The following is an 18,967-nucleotide window of genomic DNA, read 5'->3' as shown; positions in this document are numbered from 1 at the left end:
GCCCCTTTTTCCTATAACACCATGCGTGCCCCATCCTCCCGTCGAGCCTTCCATCGCTCTCGCTGTGCTTTGAAAAAAGCAGGGCTTAATCAATCCTTGGCGCTTGCCCCCATGCTCTTGCCGGCAGTGCCTCTGCTGGCTGCTGAGCATCTGCGGTCAGACATCAGTTATCAGCTCTACAAAGAGGACGATGGCCGAATCAATGTGGAATCGTGGTACTTCCGTGGCGAGATGAATCTCTCGGAAGACACCACCTTCCGCTATCAGTTCCTGCGGGATGCCATCACAGGCTCTTCTCCCACAGGTGCTTTACCGGGCGGCACACAGCCTTTCTTGGCAGAGATCGAAGACGTGCGTAACGGGGTGCTAGGAGCATTGTCCCACAAGTTTGGTGATCACCTCGTCGAGGTGGAATTCTCTCGCAGCAAAGAACACGATTACCTCTCGTATGGACTCTCCTTGAGCGACCGTTGGGAATTCAATCAGAAGAACACGGCGCTGTCTTTTGGCATCAACTATCTCGATGACCAAGTGGCCGTCTATGGCCTCGAAGATCAGAAGAAAAGGAGTTACGACTTCTTTGTCGGCCTCAGTCAGTTGCTGGATAAAAACACCATCCTCTCGGCCAATCTCACCATCGGTTACAGCGAAGGTTATCTCAACGATCCGTACAAAGCCATCCAGCGCACAGACATCGTTTCCGTCCCCGATGGTCTGGGTGGAACCATTGATATACCCACCGTCAATCTATATCGGGAAAATCGCCCTGACAGCCGACTACGCGGAGTCTTGCAGCTCCAGGGCACGCACTTCTTTGAGAAGTATCAGGCGGCCTTGGACTGCACCCTGCGTTTTTCAGCCGACGACTACGGCGTCTTCTCACAGATGGTGCAGGTGGAGTGGCGACAAAGTCTTTGGGATCGATTTGAGATCACGCCTTACATCCGCTACTACCGTCAAAACGAGGCGAATTTCTTCCACAACACCCTGGATGAAGTCTCCATTGCGAATCCGGCCGAATATCCGAACGGACGTGGGCCTAACTATTCATCCGACTATCGTTTGTCCTCCATGCAGACGCTTAGTCTGGGACTGAAGCTGCGGTTTAGGATTAGCGACAACTGTTTCCTGTGGGGCGCCTATGAACGCTACGAAATGAGTGGCTGGGGCTCTCATCAAGCACCCGCTGAGGCATATCCCTCAGCGGACATCTGGACCGTCGGATGCACCATCCAATTCTGAGAACGCCATGTTGAAACACGTTACTCAGATCCCTCTCCAGCCGGATGGCCGCGGCGTGCGCAGTGTGCAGTTCAAAGCCTTGGGCACGGCGTGCGCCATTCAGTTTCGGTGCGCGGTTCAGCGCACAGCTCTGCAATTCGTGGCCGATGCGTTGGGTTGGTTGCAAGCCTTCGAGGCTAAGTTCTCGCGCTTTCGTCCCGACTCTCTGGTTTCTCAGATCAATGTGGCCGCAGGTGAAAGCTGGGTCAAAATCGATTCCGAGATGGAGCAGATGCTCAATATGGGCGACTCCATGTATCGCCTGACGCAAGGCATCATGGATCCTGCCATGCTGCCTCTGATCCGCGTTTGGGATTGGAAGAAAGTGCATGAGAGATTGCCCTCCGATGAGGAGGTCAAACAAGCGCTTTCCCTTTCGAAATGGGAAGACGTGAAGCGTGAATCCGGGCGTATTTTCCTGCCACGAAAAGGCATGGGCTTGGACTTCGGAGGCTTCGGCAAAGAGTATGCCGTGGATCAGATCGTGGCGATAGCCCGCAAGTATGAAATCGAAGATCTGCTGGTGGATCTGGGACGGGATATCTACGCCACGGGTGGGAATGGGATTCACCCCTTTTGGCATGTCGGGATTCAAGATGGTGTCCAAACAGAGCGATGCATCGGAGGTCTGGCCGTTTCCGGTTATGCTGTGTGTGCCTCAGGAGACTATGCCCGCCGCTTTGAGCATAACGGTATTCGTTATGGCCACATCTTGGATCGCCGCACGGGATGGCCTGTCAGTCATGGCCTTCGAGCCATTACCGTCCTGGGGCCTAATTGCCTTGTGGCGGGGATCTACTCCACTTGCGCCTTCATTCTGGGGTGGCGGGAGGGATTGCAGTTCGTGGAAAACGCTCCGGGCGTCGAGGCCTGCTTACAGAACGAGCAGGGAGTCATTGTCAGTCGTCACTTCATGAAACATCAAGTCAAAGCAGCCTAACAAATAAAACCCACCAAAACGATGAAAACCTACTTTAAAACCATGGCCTTCATTCTCATGACAGCCAGTGCTGGAGTATCGTCCAGCTTTGCCGCAGAAGCCTCCGTTGGAGCAGCCATGCCCAGTCTCGGCACACTCCTGCCTGGATCCTCATTGCCTAAAACCAGCGGTAAGGTCGTGCTCGTGGATTTCTGGGCCTCCTGGTGTGCTCCATGCAAACTCTCGTTCGTTACCCTTCAGCGACTGCACCAAAAGTATGCTTCGAAGGGGCTAGTGATCATCGGGGTCGGCGTGGATGAAGATGCAGGCAAATTCCAGACGTTTGCTTCGAAGCATCCTGCGGGATTCACCTTGGTTCACGATACCCAGCAATCTGCGGCAGCTTACTTCAATCCGCCCACCATGCCCAGCAGCTACTTGGTCGATAAAAGCGGAAAGATACGGTTTATCCACCAAGGGTTCCGCGGTGAAAAGACTGAAGCCGAATACGTGCACGAGATCGAGCAGATGCTCTCCGAATGAAACCCTCTTCACTCCTTAAAGAGCCATGAAACTCCGGATTCTATTTTTTGCGATCTCAGCACTATTGCTGAGTAATTGCACTCAAAAACTCGTGCGGGTGAAGCCCTACGAGCGCGGCAATCTCGCCCACTCCGTCATGAGTCCTGAACGGGATGGACTCCTTACTGCCATGACCCAACACGCCTATTTTTCCCGCGAAGCCAGTTTTGGAGGTGGGGGCGTGGGAGGTGGCGGCTGTGGTTGTAACTGAGTCATCCAACCTTTTTCCTTTTTGAATTGTCATGAACATCAAATCCAGCCTCGTCCGGCTTAAAAGACGTTTATCCCGGTGTGGATCCTTCCTGCTACTGTTTCAGCGCACACCAGCAGCTCAAGTCATTTTACCTGAGGTGAATTTCCTCACTTCAGCCGGAGGGATGGAGGCGGCGAAAGCCGTCATTGCTACCGTGGTGGGTCTTGGTGCATTTGATAGCGTTGCAGGTGCCACCTCGGTGACTCAAGTCGCTCCTTCCGCAGGCTCTTCGACGGTTCCAGTGACTGCGGGCACAAACCTTTCTGGTGTTTTTCAACTCGTCGGTGGCGGCGGTCATACGCCAGCCTCATGGTCGGTCGCCAGTGGCACCCTGCCCGCAGGCCTAACATTGAATAGCGTTCGGGGCAAGACAACGACGCTAACTGGCACCACGACGGAAAGCGGTAGCCGAACGGTGACGATTCGAGCGTGGGAGAATTCCAACTTTAGCGGTCGATCTGCTGCGGGCACCTTCACCATTCAGGTCTCCGCACCGCCGCCTGCGGCCATAGCCACGCAACCTTCGTCCACGACCATCAATCGAGACCAAACGGCTACTTTGACGGTTGTCGCGACTGGCAGCAATCCCCTCACCTACCAATGGTATCGAGGTTCCTCGGGAGACACTTCTGAGCCTGTCGGTTCCAATGCAGCTTCCTACACGACGCAGGCGTTGTCGGTGACGACAGACTACTGGGTTAAGGTCACGAACTCACAGAATGCCACAGGTGCCCATTCAAACACCGCGACCGTGACGGTCAGGCAACCTGCTGAAATCGCTCAAGGGCCTGCGCCCGTTACCATTTCGAGTGGCACCACGGCCACGCTATCAGTGGTGGCTACGGGAGATGCACCGTTGACGTATCAGTGGTATCAGGAGGTCCCAGGTTCATCAGCCGTTCCTGTGGGAACGAATTCATCCAGCTTTACGACACCCACTTTGTTGGAAACAACTAGCTATTGGGTGAAGGTCACCAACGTCGCCAATACGGATGGAGCGATCTCGAATACGGCCATCGTGACCGTGACAGCTTCTGCCACGCCGAACATCTATACAGCGTCCACCTTGCCTCCGGCGAAAACGGGCGCTGCCTATCAGGTGCAGATTCATGCCGTGGGAGGCTTAGCACCTTATGCTTGGTCGGTGTCAGAGGGCAGCCTGCCTGTAGGCCTGACGTTGAGTCCAGAAGGACTTCTATCAGGCACCCCAGAAGTCAATGGCACGAGCCAATTCACGATCCAAGTGGAAGACGACGACAATCAGATCGACACGCGTGTTTTCAGTCTCAGTGCCAGCGATCTCACCATTGCGGTAGAAACGCTGCCCGTCCCTGTCAAAGGGGTCCAATATTCTCATGCGTTGACTGGTCTGGGTGGGACAGGGGATTTCACGTGGTCGTACGTATCGGGCAGTTTACCCGTTGGCATCAGTTTGGGCAGTGATGGGATCCTGAGCGGGATTCCCCAAGCAGAGGGTAATGCTTCCTTCCGAGTGCGTCTCACCGATGGGGTGGACTTCTCGGTGGAGCAGGACTTTGCATTGGCTGTCTCTGCCACCTATTTGGTACCTGTGGTGAAACCCATCATCTTCGTGCCAGCGACCATCGGAGCCGATTTCAAGGCGAAGGTCGCAGCCGCCAACTATCCCACAAAGTTCGCCATCAAGAATCTGCCCAAAGGTTTGAAGTACAATGCCGTAACAGGGGTCATCACGGGCCGTGCGTCCATCGCCGGAAGCTTCGACGTGATTGTGACTGCCAGTAACAAAGCAGGCACGAGCGCTCCGGTTCACGGATCTCTGGAAGTCCAAGCTCTTGATACCCATTTGGTCGGCACTTTTGCCGGAGTCATTGAGCGGACCGACAGTGTCAACTCAGGCTTGGGCGGCTGGATCAGTCTAACAACGACCTCGACTGGAGGCTACACCTTGAAAGTGACCTCGGCACTGCCCGGCAGTGGATCAAAAGCAGCAGGAGCAACTTACGCAGCCAAAGGATTCCTGGCAGAAGAGGCGCCTCAGGTTGAGGCGCCTCTGGCTGGCTTACCATTGCAGATCATCATGGATCCAGAGACGGGGGACTTCAGTGGCTCCCTTGGTGCAGCACCCATTCACGGATGGCACTCTACTTGGACGAAAAGCACGCCTGCGACTGCTTATGAAGGCTATTACAGCGTGGCGTTGCAAGAGGGTGTGACCGTTCTCGCGGAAGCGCCTCCACGGCCTCAAGGCACGGGTTTTGCCACCTTCACGGTAAGTCCTCTCGGTGTGTTGAAAATCGCTGGAAAAACCGCAGACGGGGAGACGATCACAGCGGCCACTTTCATTGACGGTGAAGGGGATTTCGGGGCGTATGCTCCTCTCTATAAAAAGCTAGGCACGCTTCAAGGCTCCATGAAGCTGCAAACAGGAGTGAATAGCACCGAAGAGAATCGAGTGACGGGTGATCTCACTTGGCTACGGCCTGCGATAACGGGCCGCTTGTATCCGCTCGGATTTGGGCCCCTAAACGTCGTGGCAGAGGGAGGTTATCTGGCACCTGCGAAACACAAGGTTATCCTGGGTCTCCCTGCCGCAGGCTCGGTAAGTGTGGAGTTTTCCGGAGGTGGGTTGGATCTGTCAGAGACAGATCCGAACTTCAGCTTTGACTACTCGGCAGCCTATCAGATCACGCCGCCTCTTGCCGTGAATAACCCTGGGGTTGCCGCCATCAGCCTCGCTGCGGCTACGGGAAAGGTTGCGGGTAAGTTTACCCTGACTGAAAGCACCCCGCTCTTGAAACGGCCCGTTGCCTTCCAGGGACAGGTGGTGAGATTGGAAGATGGTTCGCTTAAAGCGGTCGGTTACTACCTGCTTCCACAGATCCCTGAAGGAAGTCAAAAAGCGACGGCGACACCGATCTTATCAGGAGCTGTCGAGCTCATTCAGCCTCAACCGTGAGAGGTTGATGATCTCACAAAAGGCACCCATTGGCTGAAGCTTCACCGCCAGCCAATGGGTGCTAGAAATCGAGACTCATTCCTAACAAATAATTATTTATCAAAGTGCGATTCGCTTTGAGCAAAGCTCCATCAAGCCTGTCTCACGTAAACGGTCGTGGACGGAATGAAGCTCCAGACGTTATTCATCATATGAAACATCCACTTTTCATCTGGGCTGGGTTTTGTCTCGCAATGGCTCTTCCTGCATTTGCGGATGAGGTATGGCAGGGATCGAGTGTCATCACCTTTTCAGGCACATCCACTCTGCATGATTGGGAAGGCAAGGTTTCTGCTAAGCCTTTTGAAACTCGCGTGAGTGAAGATGCTTCGGGCAAGCCGACGCGCATTCAAGCCGAGGTCGTTGTGGACGCGACTCAAATGGATACGGCTGAACCCAAGCGAGATGAAAACATCCGAAAGGCGATGAAAGTTACCGATTACCCGCTGATTCGAGGCAGCATCAACGCCCCGGTCAATGCGGTGGCGGCGGACGGTGTTACGCCGACGAAACTCCCTCTGAAGCTGACGCTGCTCGGCAAGACTCAAAATGTCGAGGGGACAGTTACAAACTGGAAAAGAACCAATGACAAAGCCTCCTTCGATCTCGATTTCGAACTCTCCATGAAAGAGAGCGGCATCAGTGTGCCCTCCGTCCTCTTTTTTATCCGTGTCGGTGATGCTGTGAAGGTGCATGCCACGGTGACTTTACTTCAAAAATAATTCCCCTCTCATGTCTGCATTCATTCATCACATTGCCACCATCACCCCCGCTTATACCTACAGCCAGAGCTACACACGCGACCGCCTGAAAGAGTGGACTCAGAATACCAAAACCAAGCGGCTGATTCAAGCCATCTACAATCGCAGCGGCATTGAGACACGGCACAGTGTGACAGGAGACTTTGTTGCCGGAACCGAAGCCAGTCTTTACCGCAGTGATGTGGATGGGAAACTCATTCCGCCAGGGACGGCAGAGCGCAATCGTGTGTATGCTCATGCGGCCAAAGAACTCTCTGTGGAAGTGACGCGACGTGCGCTTTCTCATGCTGTGGGCTTTGAAGCGAAGGACATCACTCACATCATCTACACTTCATGCACAGGCTTTGCGAATCCGGGGCCGGATTATCATGTCATTCGTGAGCTGGGGCTGCGTGAGAATGTGCAGCGTTACACCCTTGGGTTCATGGGCTGCTATGCGGCCTTCCCTGCTCTCAGAATGGCGGCCCAATTTTGTGAAGCGGACTCTGAGGCGGTCGTGTTGGTGATTTGCTTGGAGCTGTGCACCTTGCACATGCAGATCAATGATGAACCGGACAGTATCTTGGCCAACTCTCTATTCGCCGATGGTGCGGCAGCGGCGATTGTGAGTGCGCGATCTCCGAGTGGCAAAAAGCCGGCTTACCAAATGAATGGCTTTGAGTCAGCTCTGGTGCCGTCCAGTGAGTCGGAAATGGCCTGGGAGATCGGCAATGAGGGATTCAACATCGTCCTGTCGAGTTATGTGCCGGACATCATCGGTGGAAACATCAAACAACTCCTGCGCGGTATTTTGACCCGTCGCGGCAGTTCGCTAGAAGCCATCGATGAGTGGGCTGTGCATCCGGGGGGACGTTCGATTCTCGATAAGGTGGAGGAGAGCCTTCATTTAGATCCAGATGCCTTGGAAGCCTCGCGAACGATTTTGAGGGATTATGGCAACATGAGCAGTGCTACCATCCTCTTCGTTTTAAAAGAGATGATGGACTCGGCGGATACAGAGCATGCCCAAGTATGTGCGATGGCTTTTGGTCCCGGATTGACCGTGGAGACAGCACTCTTAGAGCGGGTTGGATGTTCGGCTCCTGCTTCTCGCAGCGCGGTGGAACACACCCATTCCTGATGTCATGTCGAGCTTATCGGTCCCCTACACTGCCGCACAGAGGAGTGTGGCCTTGTTCTATGGTCTGATCAGTCATGCGCTCTTTTTAGGGTCCGTCGTGGTGATGTTTATCAGCCTTTATCAGGGGCTGCATTTCAGCCTGCTACATCTGCATGGCTGGGCCGCTGCGCTGAGTGATGGTCTGCTCGTGGTCCAGTTCGCTCTGGGGCATTCTCTTCTCCTCTCGGATCGGGGACGTCGTTGGATGACACGCATGGCTCCGCTTGGCCTGGGGCGTGAGCTCTCCACCACCCTTTTCGCCGGGTTAGCCTCCCTCCAGCTCCTCATTACATTCCTTCTCTGGTCGTCTTCAGATGTGGTTTGGGCAGCTCCAGAGGGTTGGGCTAAAGGTCTCCTGACCGTGCTCTATGGCATGTCGTGGGTGCTTTTAGCCAAGTCCATGAAGGATGCAGGTCTAGATGTGCAGGTGGGCATGCTGGGCTGGAGATCCATTTGGCGTGGGCAGGCACCACAATACCGTCCATTCACACGCACGGGCATGTTTCGCTACAGTCGGCAGCCGATCTATTCCTCATTCACGCTGATCCTCTGGACCGCGCCTGTCTGGACGCCCGATCACTTATGCCTCGCGGTGCTCTGGACCAGTTACTGTGTCGGGGCACCGCTCTGGAAAGAAAAACGCTACCGGCGCTTTTATGGTGAAGCTTATGAGCGTTATCAGGCGCGGGTGCCGTATTGGTTTCCTGGGAGAAAGAAACAGACGATGAACACGACGCAACCTATCCATGCCACCGATGCCGAGGTGATCATCATCGGTGCAGGTCCTGTGGGGATGTTGCTGGGCTGTTTGTTAGGCAAAAAGGGGATGAAGGTTTTGATCCTCGAGCAGCGATCGGGTTTGCCGACGCAGTCACAGGCGATCGGGATCACGCCGCCCTCCTTGGAGATTTTGGCTCGATTGGGTTTGGACCAAGCCTTTGTGCAGCAGGGCCTGTTAATCCGGGAGTGCCATGTCCACGGTCCGACGGGGCATGTAGGCACCGCCTCTTTTCGTGAGGTCCATCTGGAGTATCCTTTCATTCTGTCCCTGCCCCAGCAAATCAGCATGCGCTTGTTGGCGGAGAAGTTGGAGACCTTTCCAACGGTGACTCTCAGGCGAGGCGTGGAGGTGACTTCGGTTCGTCCCACAGAGACTGAGGTGCAGATCGAGTATGCCGACGAGCAAGGAAGCGTGACACAGCTACGGGCTGCCTATGCCGTGGCCTGTGATGGTCATCGCAGTGGTGTCCGAGAAAAACTGCGCATGCGCACGACACGGCAAGACTACGGGCATCATTTCATCATGGGAGACTTCACTGACCATTCAGGCTTGGGTGAAGAAGCGCATCTGTATTTCACACCCACGGGTGCCGTGGAGAGCTTTCCGCTGCCGGGTGGCATCCGACGATGGATCGTGCAGACTCGGCAGACAGACGTTTCCTTGCCCACTGGTTTCATCAGTGAAACGGTGCGCATCCGCACCGGGATGTTGATCGAAAAGGAAGCACAATTGAATCAAAGTCATTTCTCGCCTTGGCGACTGGACTGCGAGCAGATCTACGAAGGGCGTGTCTTGCTCTGTGGCGATGCGGCCCACGTTATGAGCCCCATTGGGGGACAAGGCATGAACACAGGCTTTGCCGATGCTGAGTTTGCTGCCGAATTGCTTCAGGGAGTGGTGCATCGTGGGCAGGCGGTGGAGCCATGGTTGGCGGAGTATGATCGCTGTCGGCGGAAAGCGGCCAGCACAGCGGCCACGCGTGCTTCCATGGGCATGGGGTTGGGCACCTGGCGAGGTGAGTTTTTGTCGAAGCTGCGTGATTTCCTCCTGCGGCACATTCTTCTGGGGGGCCCGATGGCTTCGGTGGTGGGGCCTTGGTTTGCCATGATGACCATCCCATTCAAACGTGTGTGTGAATCGGACTTGGCCGCGAGGTGGATGGCGTCGACGCGTGGAGATCTCACCCAGGCGGCTCCCCGCGAGTTGGTTATGGAAGCGCGATAGCTGTTGGCGTATCAGATGCGTGCCCCCATCAGCACCTTCATCACATCATCCATGGTGATCCAGCCCGTGATGAGCCCGGCAGGGTTGTCCACGAGGGCGGCGATCTGCTGGCGCTCTAAAAACAGAGTCAACAGTTGAGTCAGCGAGGCCTTTTCACTGATGTGCAGAACGGGTCTCACCAGCAGTCTCCAGTCGGCTTTTTCGGGATCGTTAAGATTCTGCACAAAAAGTTCCCGCACCCGCACATAGCCGGTGATTTGCTCCAGGCTACCGTCCGCACTCACGGGGTAGCTGCGATGCAGTTTAGGTCCCAGGGCAGCGATGTTCTCCTGTAGGGATTTGCGTTGGTCAAACACGCGCACGGCTTCACGGGGCACCATGGCGGTGCGGGTCCGCCGGGCACTGAGGGTCGCCGCATGGATCATGATGATCTCCTCCCGATTATGCAGCAGTTGCTCGGCCTTGGCGGCTTGCACCAGGGTGATGATGTCCATGATTTGGTCACTCTGCGTCTTCTGCACCACCGTGCCTTGTTTGAGCCGCTGGCAAAAGCGCTCCATCACCATGACCAGAGGGCGGCATAGATTTACCATCCAGGTCAGAGGACCAATGACGCGCGGAGCGAGCCGTTCCGCGTGATGAACTCCCAAGATCTTGGGCGTCAGTTCGCCCAGGAAAAGCACCAGAAAGCTGATGATGACGGAAAACAACCAAAGCCAGGATTCCCCAAAGACATGCACAAAGACAGCACCCGCCAAAGTCGCCAGCCCGGTATTGGCCAGCGTGTTCAGCACGAGGATGGCCGACACTGGTCTCTCGATGTGGTTTTTCATTGCCAGCCAACGGCCTGCGACACCCAAGCCGTTTTCTTTCTTCTCCTGCAATCGCAGGCTGAGGGGATTGAGGCTGAGCAATACCGCTTCACACAATGAGCAGAGAAACGAAATGCAAATGACGGTCAGGGAGACCCAAAGGAGAAGAAAGAGCATGAGAAACTTGGGGGGATTAAGATCTTCGGCGGCGGAAAAGAGTGAGCAGGCCTCCGGCCAGAATCATGAACAGACGATGAGGCTCAGGCACCACGCTGGTGGTGAGTGTGATGTAGCCCGAGTCATACAACTGGCTGATGTCCAGGGCATAGCCAGGGGGGAGGTCCAAGCCAGAAGCATCCAGGGTGAATTGCCCGCTGAGTCCGGTGAGGCCCGCCCAATCGAAAAGCTGAAACGAGTCTCCAGCCACGCCGAAAGCTGAGCCGGTCAGTTTTAGAGTCGCTCCTTGGGCGATGACCACGCTCCCTGCCAATGCCAAGCGATCGGCGGTTTGATGAGCGAACAGATTCAGCCATACCACGCTGTTCGCTTCAAAGACGAGCTGGCTTTCTGGGGAGGCCTGAAGGCTAAGGAGCGCCGCCGTCTGCCCCAAGGCTTCTCCAACAATGAGCTTTCCTTGAATGATGATGGAGGCGTCTGCACCTGTCTGGATCAGGCCTGTGCCCTTGAGGGTGCTGCTGGCATCCACGAAGACGGAACTGGTGCCGGTGGCTGACCCGCTGGTGTTGGCCACGATGAGGGTGCTGCCATTTTGAACGAGCGTGGAGCCCGTGTAGTTATTGGTATTGTTGCTGAGCGTAACCCGTGCCGTATCAAGGATCAGATCCCCTGGATTCACGCCTGTGATGCGCCCCGTGATGAGAAATGTGCCACCGCTATACGTCAGAGGTCGGCCATTTTTGGCCTGAGTGCCTGAGAGGGTTAACACGGCTCCCCCGCTGTTACGAACGATGCCTCCCCCAGCCGATGCAGAAGTGATGCCACGCGTTAAGGTCGCATCTTGAGTGCCCGTGTATTCCAAGGTGCCGGTGGTGGTGCCTGAACCCAAAAGGATAGCAGTGTTCGCTGTGCCCAAGGGCTGAGCGGTGCCAGCGGAGCCGATGCGAGTGATTTGGAGGGTTCCTGCATTGATGGTCACGCCTCCCGTGAAGCTGTTGTCCCCAGCCAGTTCCCAGATCCCTGTGCCAGCCTTGGTGATGGAGACGGTCAGAGCTCCGAGGTCCGCAATGCTGCCAGGGACTCTGCCAGTTGCCCCAAGCGAGGCGTCTAAGATGGCTGTGGTGGGGCCAGCCGCGTCTTCAGACGGCGTCAGGTTGCCAGAGAGCGTTAATGAGCCCGCAGTGACTTTGAGGCGTGTTTGACCATTGCCAAAGCCTCCTGACGTCAGTGCGATGGAGCCTGCGACGGTATTGTTCCCGGCATTGCTCAGGAGGGCAGGATTCGTGGTGTTGTCATTGCTCGTGACGAGGGAGATGGAGGCTGGAAGGTGGATATCTTCCGTGCTGCCATCGAGCTTGAGCGTAGGGGCAGAGGTATTTCCGCTGATGTAGACGGTTTTGGCTGCTGTGCCGAGCGCGCCAGAACGGGTGATGGCCAAGGTGCCACCGACAATCCAGACATCGCCGCCGAAGCTGTTGCCCGCATTCGTGAGCGTGAGTGCGGCCGAGCCATCTTTCACGAGGATCAATTGGTTTTCAGAGCTGCCTTCGCCGCCTAGTTTGCCAGCATAGGTGACAGCCGTCGTATTGTTAATCGTTAGGTTGGAAAAGGTTTCGTGCCCGCCCACGATGGCATTGGCTGTCCCTGTCCCAGCCATGGTGATGGCGGAGAGGGTTTGATGGCTTGGACCTGTGCTATCACCGAGTTGCAGGAGGCCGCTGTTAGTTCCTTGCCCCAGCGTGACTCGGCTGGAGGCGGCAAGTCGGTCATCCCCTCCGCTAAGGATCAGGCGGCCATTATTCACGCGGGTGGTGCCGAGATAAGTTTGTGCGGCAGTTAGGGTCAGGTTACCCGCACCGGTTTTCGTGACGGAAGCGCTGCCTTCGGGGCCTGTGTTTAGAGTGGATGTGAAGACAACCGCGTTGGCTCCTGTCGCAAGCGTGGCAGTTACACCATCCGAGAGCATGATCTGCGCAGAGATGTCCTGGGTGTTGCCCGCCGTCCAGCCTAGCGTGGCATTGGCCGCAAAGGTGAGGGTGTTATCGTCGAGGGCATTGGCAGCGAAATTGATCGTTCCTGCGTTCAAGGTGATGCCGCCGGTAAATGTATTCGCTGGGTTATTGAGCGTGAGGGTTCCGCTGCCTGTTTTGGTGAAGCCCTGCGTGCCGCCGAGAATGGCGGAGATCGTGGCGATTTGATTGATCACTTCGATGAGGGGTTTCTCGACGGAGGTCGCCAAAGTCAGTGTCCATGGCCCCCCGTTGCCATTGGCGATGATCCAATTGTTCGAAGGCGTGAGGGCATCCCCAAAGATCAAAGTCCCTACGGTGCGATCTGCGGCTAGGTTCACGGTGCGATTAGCAGTTAGGTCGAGCGTGCTGAAGTTTGCCACGGCATTGATGCCTTGGGCGATGAGGCCGTCAGACCAATTGGCGGTGTTGCCCCAGCTCGAGTTCGAGGTGGCATTGATCCACGTACCATCTTGAGCAGGGAGTAGCCACGGGGTGGAGAAAGAGAGCAGAGTGATGAGAAGACGTCGGCGGGGGGAGGGAATCAACATGAAGGTCCAGGAGAGACCTCGCGCGCTTCCCGGTGGGGTGATGCGCAAGGCGGAGTACGTGGACCTTCCGTGGTGGGGATCGGTAGGGGGCCGGGCTAAAGATTCCCGGCTGTGAGAAAGATGAACCGATTACAAGTTAGGCGCGTAAGCCTGAAGCAGGCGATACTGAGCCAACATGGTTTTCACTGCGATGACAGTGGCGGCGACTTGCTGGTTGATAGGGGCTAAGGCGGGCGTTTCAAAGACCACTTCCATGGCATGAGGGCGCTGCTCAGGAGGTGCGCTCAAGATACCGTGGTAACCTTCTTTGATAATGCCATGTTCGGCTAGAAAGCCGTCGATCACATAGGCTTCATTCCGAGGCAGAATCTCATGAGCGGCGGCGAGGGCAGGCTCCAGGATCTGCTCACTGAGGAGAGAGCCGCTGACAAAGCCGTAGCAGCCATCGGAGGTGTCATCTGAGTGAAGGGCCAGGATGCCCTCGTAACGTTCAGCACGGAGTTGTTGCTCGAGGTATTGAATTTCAGGCTGGTCGGAGCCGACCCAAAACTCACGATTGAGATCGAGCCCAGAATGAGAATGGCGTGTGCCGAGGGTGCAGCCGCTGGGATTGCAAATGGGATAGAAGTGCAGTTCGAAATCCTCCAGTTCCACAGGCTTCGTGGAAGCCCACTGGATGAGTTCATGCACGGCGAGAATTCCTGCGTCTTCATCGCCGTGGACACCAGCAAAGACGCCAAACTTCATGCACATGCCTTTCTTGGAGGCCGGAAAAACGAGCTTGGGGATGAAGATGGCGTCAGTGCTGTCCTGAAACTCATGCTGAGACGATAAACGATCTCTGGTGAGCTGAATCGTGGAGACGATGGACATGGAACGAAGCGGGGAAAACTATTTCCGGATCGGGGTAACGGCTTCGTTAGAAAGCCGGGTTTTTTCCGTGCTTTCCACTTGGGTGACACGACCTTCGTGGACGACGATTTGCACCGAGCCAAAGCGCATGGAGGCCACTTTTTGCCTGACGATGTCAATCCACGCTTCTGGGGCGTTATCTTGGGGACTGTGGGTCATGGTGACGTTGCTTTTAGTGAGGCTGAATTTCGAGGAGGGCTGCCAAGAATCCATCGGCGGGATCTGCATGGCGTGCGGAGGCGGGGGTGGGTTTGACCTTCGGTTTGCAGGTGCCTTTGCGCTCTTCTTTGCGCATGGTGACCTCCACCACATGGTCGAGAGTGTAGCGGTCGAGGATGTTGGCGATGGCATTGCGCACATCGATCATCAGCATTCTCAGCCCGCAGTGAGCTTCATCGGGACAGGTACATCGCTCGTAGTCGGTCTCACTCGCGCAGCCAATCGGGGCTAACTTGCCGTCGATGAGACGCACGACATCACCCATCTTGATGCTCTTGGCGGGTTGGGCCAGCATGACGCCTCCCATCTTACCTCGGCGACTTTCCACATAACCGGCCACACGAAGTTCTGCCAAAATGTTCTCCAGAAACTTGTAGGGTAGCTTCTCGTTTTCTGCCAAAGTAGCCACGGAAATTACATCTGTGCCCTTTTTCGCGGCTACTCCGAGCCGGATTAAGGTGCGCAGGGCGTATTCTCCACGTTTGGTCAATCGCATGATCAATTCCTACTCCTCCAAACAACACTAATCAAGTAGGAATTAAAGACAATTCATTCCCGCACAAAAAACCGGGCTGATAGGCCCGGTTTTTCGTGGGTAGAAGATCAGAAAGAAGCTTTTTACTTCGGCTGATGCATGGCGATGCAATGCAGGGCACCGCCTTCCATGACGAGGTCCTTGCAGGTCACGGAGATGATCTCACGACCTGGGAAGCACTCAGCGATCTTGTCTTCTGCAATCGCGTCTTTCTTCTTCTGGCCGAAGATTGGAACCATGACTGCGTTGTTCAGGATCATGAAGTTGGCGTAGCTGGCGGGCAGACGGCTCAGACGCCAGTCTTTGGCCTCGATGGCGTTCGGCATTTCGATCTCGATGATCTCCAGCTTGCTACCATCAGCGGTGCGGACGTCATCGAGCTGTTCACGGATCTGCTTCAACACTTTGAAGTTCGGATCGGTCTCCTTACTTTCCACCATGCAGATGACGGCGTCTTCACGGACGAAACGCACGATGTCATCGATGTGACCGTCCGTGTCATCGCCTTCGATGCCTTCTTTGAACCAAACGATGTTGGTCACGCCCAGCATGGCCTTCAGTTCTTTCTCCATCTCCGCCTTGGTGCGGGCTTTACCGCCGTTGCGGTTGGGATTGAGCAGCACCGCCTCCGTCGTCATGAGCAGGCCCTTACCATTGGTTTCGATGGCACCGCCTTCCACGGTGAAGTCGGAGGTGTAGCGGTCCATTTTCAGGACGCTAGCGGCCTTTTCAGGAATGGTGTTGTCGAGATCGTAAGGGAACTTGCCGCCCCAGGCGTTGAAGTTCCAGTCGGTGATGGCCACCTGACCGCTTTCATTGTGCTTGATGAAGATCGGACCATGGTCACGGCACCACACATCGTTGGTGACATGCTCATAGAGATCCACCTGGCTGAGGTCACCTTCATTGTCGGCGATGCTCAGGCGGATGTTCATGTGGCTGAGCATCGGGGCATTGATGCGCACGCGCTCATAGCGGGAGATGGTGCTGGCGATTTCGCCAAACTTATCCTGCAGTTTGTGGAAGGTCTTCGGGCAGCTCTCCTTGTTGGAGGGCCACGAAAGCCAAATGGCCTCCTGCGGTTCAAATTCGGCGGGGAGGCGGTAGTTCTGCGGGTATCCTTTACTCATCGAGATAGCGTTTGGTCAAAGGGGCGTAGGTGTCAATGCGACGATCACGGAAAAACGGCCAGATGCGACGGAAATCCTCCACCGCTTGAAGATCACACTTCACCAGGATGACTTCTTCGTTTTCCACGGTTCCCTTGGCGATGATCTCACCATAGGGGTTGGCGACGAAGCTCTGCCCCCAGAACTCCGTATCGTCTTGAAATCCAGTCCGATTGACGGCGGCCACGTAGCAGCCATTGGCCACGGCATGACCGCGCTGCACGGATTCCCAAGCGCAGTGCTGGGCAGTGCCGAGTTCAGCTTTCTCGCTGCTCAGCCAGCCGATGGCGGTGGGATAAAAGAGAATCTCTGCTCCCGCCAGAGCGGTCAGGCGAGCCGCTTCGGGATACCATTGATCCCAGCAGATGAGCACACCGATGCGGCCAAACTTGGTGTCCCAGACCTTGTAACCGAGGTCACCTGGGGTGAAGTAAAACTTCTCTTCGAAGCCCGGATCCTGAGGAATGTGCATCTTCCGGTATTTGCCGAGATAAGTGCCATCGGCGTCCAGCACGGCCACCGTGTTGTGATACAAACCCGGCCCGCGTTTCTCAAACAGAGGTGCGATGATAACCACACCGAGTTCCTTCGCCAAGGCGGCGAGATGATCGGTGGTCGGCCCAGGCATGGGTTCGGCGAGATCGAAAAGAGACGTATCCTGCCGCGTGCAAAAGTAAGGGATGTCATAGAGCTCCTGCAGGCAAATGATCTGGGCACCGCGAGCTGCCGCGTCACGGATCAACTCATCATGCCGGGCATGGCTCTCCGCCTTGCTGGCATAGGTGGTGCCTTGGATGAGGCCGAGAGTGACAGTGGACATAACTTTTCTGTGAGGGGGCGCGGAGGATTGAGAGATGTGAGAATTACGCAAGCAAAGATATGCTGCATCTACAAACAGGATGCACGGACAAGATGATCGAAAACCGTGACGAAAATGCCCCCGCAGTTGGGGTTAGCCAAATGCCCTGGTGTTTCCATGGCTGGAGAATAAATAAATTGCTGAAAAATAAAGTGGCCATTCCGAGAGATCCACTTAACATCCACAGCTTCAGTTCAATCCCTTGCTTATGAAATACATCCTTACTGTTCTGCTCTTGATTGGATTTACCCTGCCTTCAGCCGAGGCCGAGGCCGCCGCAAAGAAGAAAGCCGCTGCTAAGGTGGAAGCTCCGTCTACAGAGGTCGAAGCCGCAGCCAAGACGCTGACACCCACGCAGAAGACGAAGCTGATGGAAATCCTCAACAAGGGGGATGATGCAGCTCTGCAATCACTTCCTGGGATTGGAGAAACACGAGCTAAAGCGGTGGTCAAAGGCCGACCTTTCGCAGAACCCCTCGATCTCTTGAAAGTCGAAGGCATCGGGGATGCGACATTTGCTCGGATCGTGTCTCACGCGAAGGCGGATTTCCCTGAAAAGGCGAAGAAAAAAGCCAGCCCAAAAGCGGAGGGCGAGGACTCCAAAAAGAAAGCACCCACTGCGGAGAAAAAAACCGCGAAAGAATAATCGCCGTCATCGGCAGATCACTCACGCTTTTCCAGGCACGGTTATTCAGCCCTCCATAGCTGAAACCCGTGCCTGTTTTTGTCGTTTCTTTTTATACTATCTCTCCCATGAATCCTTGGTATTACGTCGATTCCGAAAGCCAGCGCCATCAGGTCACTGAAGAGCAACTGCAATCCCTCGCCGCCGCTGGTGTGGTGCGTCCTGAGACCCTGATCTGGACGGAGGGACAGTCTGAGTGGCGCCGTGCTTCGCAGGTCTTGCCCGCCTTGTTCAGCAGAGCTGCGGGCACACCTCCTCCCGTGCCGGGAGGTCCGCCACCCTTTCCAGGAGGCTCCGGCATGCGGGCTCACGATGTGGACTATGAGATCCATGGCAATGAGATGCAAATCGTCGAGGTCGAGTTGGACCCCGGTGAAACCGTCATCGCGGAAGCAGGCGGGATGAACTACATGGACAATGGCATCGTCTTTGAAACCAAGATGGGCGATGGCTCCTCAACCTCCGAAGGCGGTTTGATGGGCATCTTGAAAAACGTCGGCAAGCGTGTGCTGACTGGCGAATCCATCTTCATGACCCATTTCACCAATCGTGCTCCGACGGGTAAGAAACGGGTCGCCTTCGCAGCGCCTTATCCGGGCAAAATCATCCCTCTGAAGCTTAGTGATTATGGCGGGGAGATTCTCTGTGAGAAGGATGCCTTTCTCTGCGCAGCCTATGGCACCTCTGTGGGCATTGCCTTCCAGAAACGATTCGGTGCGGGGCTCTTTGGCGGAGAAGGATTCATTCTTCAGCGTCTGAAAGGTGATGGCATGGCCTTCATCCATGCCGGGGGCACCATCATCAAAAAAGAACTCAAGGGTGAGACCATGCGGGTGGATACCGGCTGCTTGGTCGCCTTTACCCAAGGCGTGAGCTACGACATCGAGCGGGCGGGCAATCTAAAGAGCATGTTCTTTGGTGGTGAGGGGCTGTTCCTCACGACCCTTTCAGGTCATGGCACCGTCTGGCTCCAGAGCCTGCCGTTCTCACGTCTGGCGGACCGTATCCTGGCCAATGCTCCTTCCGCAGGAGGGAAAGCCACCGGTGAAGGTTCCGTGCTCGGTGGCATTGGCCGCCTTTTCGACGGGGATTGATTCCGGAC

General features: G+C 55.7%; 17 protein-coding genes. 10 read left to right on the top strand and 7 right to left on the bottom strand.

Annotated elements, in window-relative coordinates:
* The first annotated feature begins 21 nt into the window (after positions 1 to 21).
* The 8 genes from B5D61_RS12620 (at position 22) to B5D61_RS12585 (ending at position 9,937) form a co-directional block, all read left to right on the top strand.
* Complete coding sequence (locus tag B5D61_RS12620; RefSeq protein ID WP_078813756.1) at positions 22 to 1,242, top strand: DUF3570 domain-containing protein; 1,221 nt, start codon at positions 22 to 24, stop codon at positions 1,240 to 1,242.
* A 7-nt stretch (positions 1,243 to 1,249) separates the two neighbouring features.
* Entirely contained in the window at positions 1,250 to 2,221 is a 972-nt protein-coding gene (locus tag B5D61_RS12615) for an FAD:protein FMN transferase (RefSeq protein WP_078813755.1), read from the top strand.
* Positions 2,222 to 2,242: 21 nt separating this feature from the next.
* Complete coding sequence (locus B5D61_RS12610; protein WP_078813754.1) at positions 2,243 to 2,743, top strand: TlpA disulfide reductase family protein; 501 nt, start codon at positions 2,243 to 2,245, stop codon at positions 2,741 to 2,743.
* Between the two features lie 25 nt (positions 2,744 to 2,768).
* Positions 2,769 to 2,993, top strand: a complete 225-nt coding sequence (locus tag B5D61_RS12605; RefSeq protein WP_078813753.1) for a DUF4266 domain-containing protein — start codon at positions 2,769 to 2,771, stop codon at positions 2,991 to 2,993.
* Between the two features lie 31 nt (positions 2,994 to 3,024).
* Positions 3,025 to 5,973: a putative Ig domain-containing protein gene (locus tag B5D61_RS12600; RefSeq protein ID WP_078813752.1), complete on the top strand. Its 2,949-nt coding sequence runs from the start codon at positions 3,025 to 3,027 to the stop codon at positions 5,971 to 5,973.
* 191 nt (positions 5,974 to 6,164) lie between these two features.
* Positions 6,165 to 6,734, top strand: coding sequence for a YceI family protein (locus B5D61_RS12595; protein ID WP_078813751.1), 570 nt, complete (start codon positions 6,165 to 6,167; stop codon positions 6,732 to 6,734).
* 10 nt (positions 6,735 to 6,744) lie between these two features.
* Complete coding sequence (locus B5D61_RS12590) at positions 6,745 to 7,893, top strand: type III polyketide synthase (protein WP_078813750.1); 1,149 nt, start codon at positions 6,745 to 6,747, stop codon at positions 7,891 to 7,893.
* Positions 7,894 to 7,897: 4 nt separating this feature from the next.
* Positions 7,898 to 9,937, top strand: a complete 2,040-nt coding sequence (locus tag B5D61_RS12585; protein WP_078813749.1) for an FAD-dependent monooxygenase — start codon at positions 7,898 to 7,900, stop codon at positions 9,935 to 9,937.
* Between the two features lie 11 nt (positions 9,938 to 9,948).
* On the opposite strand, the gene B5D61_RS12580 is transcribed toward B5D61_RS12585, so the two are convergent.
* The 7 genes from B5D61_RS12580 to B5D61_RS12550 all read right to left on the bottom strand — a co-directional run bounded on the left by B5D61_RS12580 (position 9,949) and on the right by B5D61_RS12550 (position 17,141).
* Entirely contained in the window at positions 9,949 to 10,926 is a 978-nt protein-coding gene (locus B5D61_RS12580; RefSeq protein WP_078813748.1) for a CNNM domain-containing protein, read from the bottom strand.
* A 16-nt stretch (positions 10,927 to 10,942) separates the two neighbouring features.
* A complete protein-coding gene (locus B5D61_RS12575; RefSeq protein WP_078813747.1) occupies positions 10,943 to 13,486 on the bottom strand; it encodes a beta strand repeat-containing protein in 2,544 nt (847 codons plus the stop codon).
* Positions 13,487 to 13,615: 129 nt separating this feature from the next.
* Positions 13,616 to 14,359: a M14 family metallopeptidase gene (locus B5D61_RS12570; protein ID WP_078813746.1), complete on the bottom strand. Its 744-nt coding sequence runs from the start codon at positions 14,357 to 14,359 to the stop codon at positions 13,616 to 13,618.
* 18 nt (positions 14,360 to 14,377) lie between these two features.
* Positions 14,378 to 14,557, bottom strand: coding sequence for a YezD family protein (locus tag B5D61_RS12565; protein ID WP_078813745.1), 180 nt, complete (start codon positions 14,555 to 14,557; stop codon positions 14,378 to 14,380).
* A 13-nt stretch (positions 14,558 to 14,570) separates the two neighbouring features.
* The gene (locus B5D61_RS12560) at positions 14,571 to 15,113 is read right to left on the bottom strand and encodes an RrF2 family transcriptional regulator (RefSeq protein WP_078813744.1); all 543 of its coding nucleotides are present in this window, start codon (positions 15,111 to 15,113) and stop codon (positions 14,571 to 14,573) included.
* A 122-nt stretch (positions 15,114 to 15,235) separates the two neighbouring features.
* Positions 15,236 to 16,282, bottom strand: a complete 1,047-nt coding sequence (locus B5D61_RS12555; RefSeq protein WP_078813743.1) for an agmatine deiminase family protein — start codon at positions 16,280 to 16,282, stop codon at positions 15,236 to 15,238.
* The gene (locus B5D61_RS12550; RefSeq protein ID WP_078813742.1) at positions 16,275 to 17,141 is read right to left on the bottom strand and encodes a carbon-nitrogen hydrolase; all 867 of its coding nucleotides are present in this window, start codon (positions 17,139 to 17,141) and stop codon (positions 16,275 to 16,277) included. The genes B5D61_RS12555 and B5D61_RS12550 overlap by 8 nt, the downstream gene beginning before the upstream one ends.
* A gap of 247 nt (positions 17,142 to 17,388) precedes the next feature.
* Here B5D61_RS12550 and B5D61_RS12545 point away from each other — a divergent pair, with 247 nt between their 5' ends.
* Complete coding sequence (locus B5D61_RS12545) at positions 17,389 to 17,826, top strand: ComEA family DNA-binding protein (protein ID WP_078813741.1); 438 nt, start codon at positions 17,389 to 17,391, stop codon at positions 17,824 to 17,826.
* A gap of 107 nt (positions 17,827 to 17,933) precedes the next feature.
* Positions 17,934 to 18,959 (top strand): TIGR00266 family protein, encoded by a 1,026-nt coding sequence (locus B5D61_RS12540; protein ID WP_078813806.1) that lies wholly within the window; start codon positions 17,934 to 17,936, stop codon positions 18,957 to 18,959.
* Positions 18,960 to 18,967 lie beyond the last annotated feature (8 nt).

The sequence above is a fragment of the Prosthecobacter debontii genome (genome assembly GCF_900167535.1).
GTDB lineage: Bacteria > Verrucomicrobiota > Verrucomicrobiia > Verrucomicrobiales > Verrucomicrobiaceae > Prosthecobacter > Prosthecobacter debontii.
Note: the sequence above shows the minus strand (reverse complement) of the source record. Positions and strands in the feature narration are given on the sequence as shown.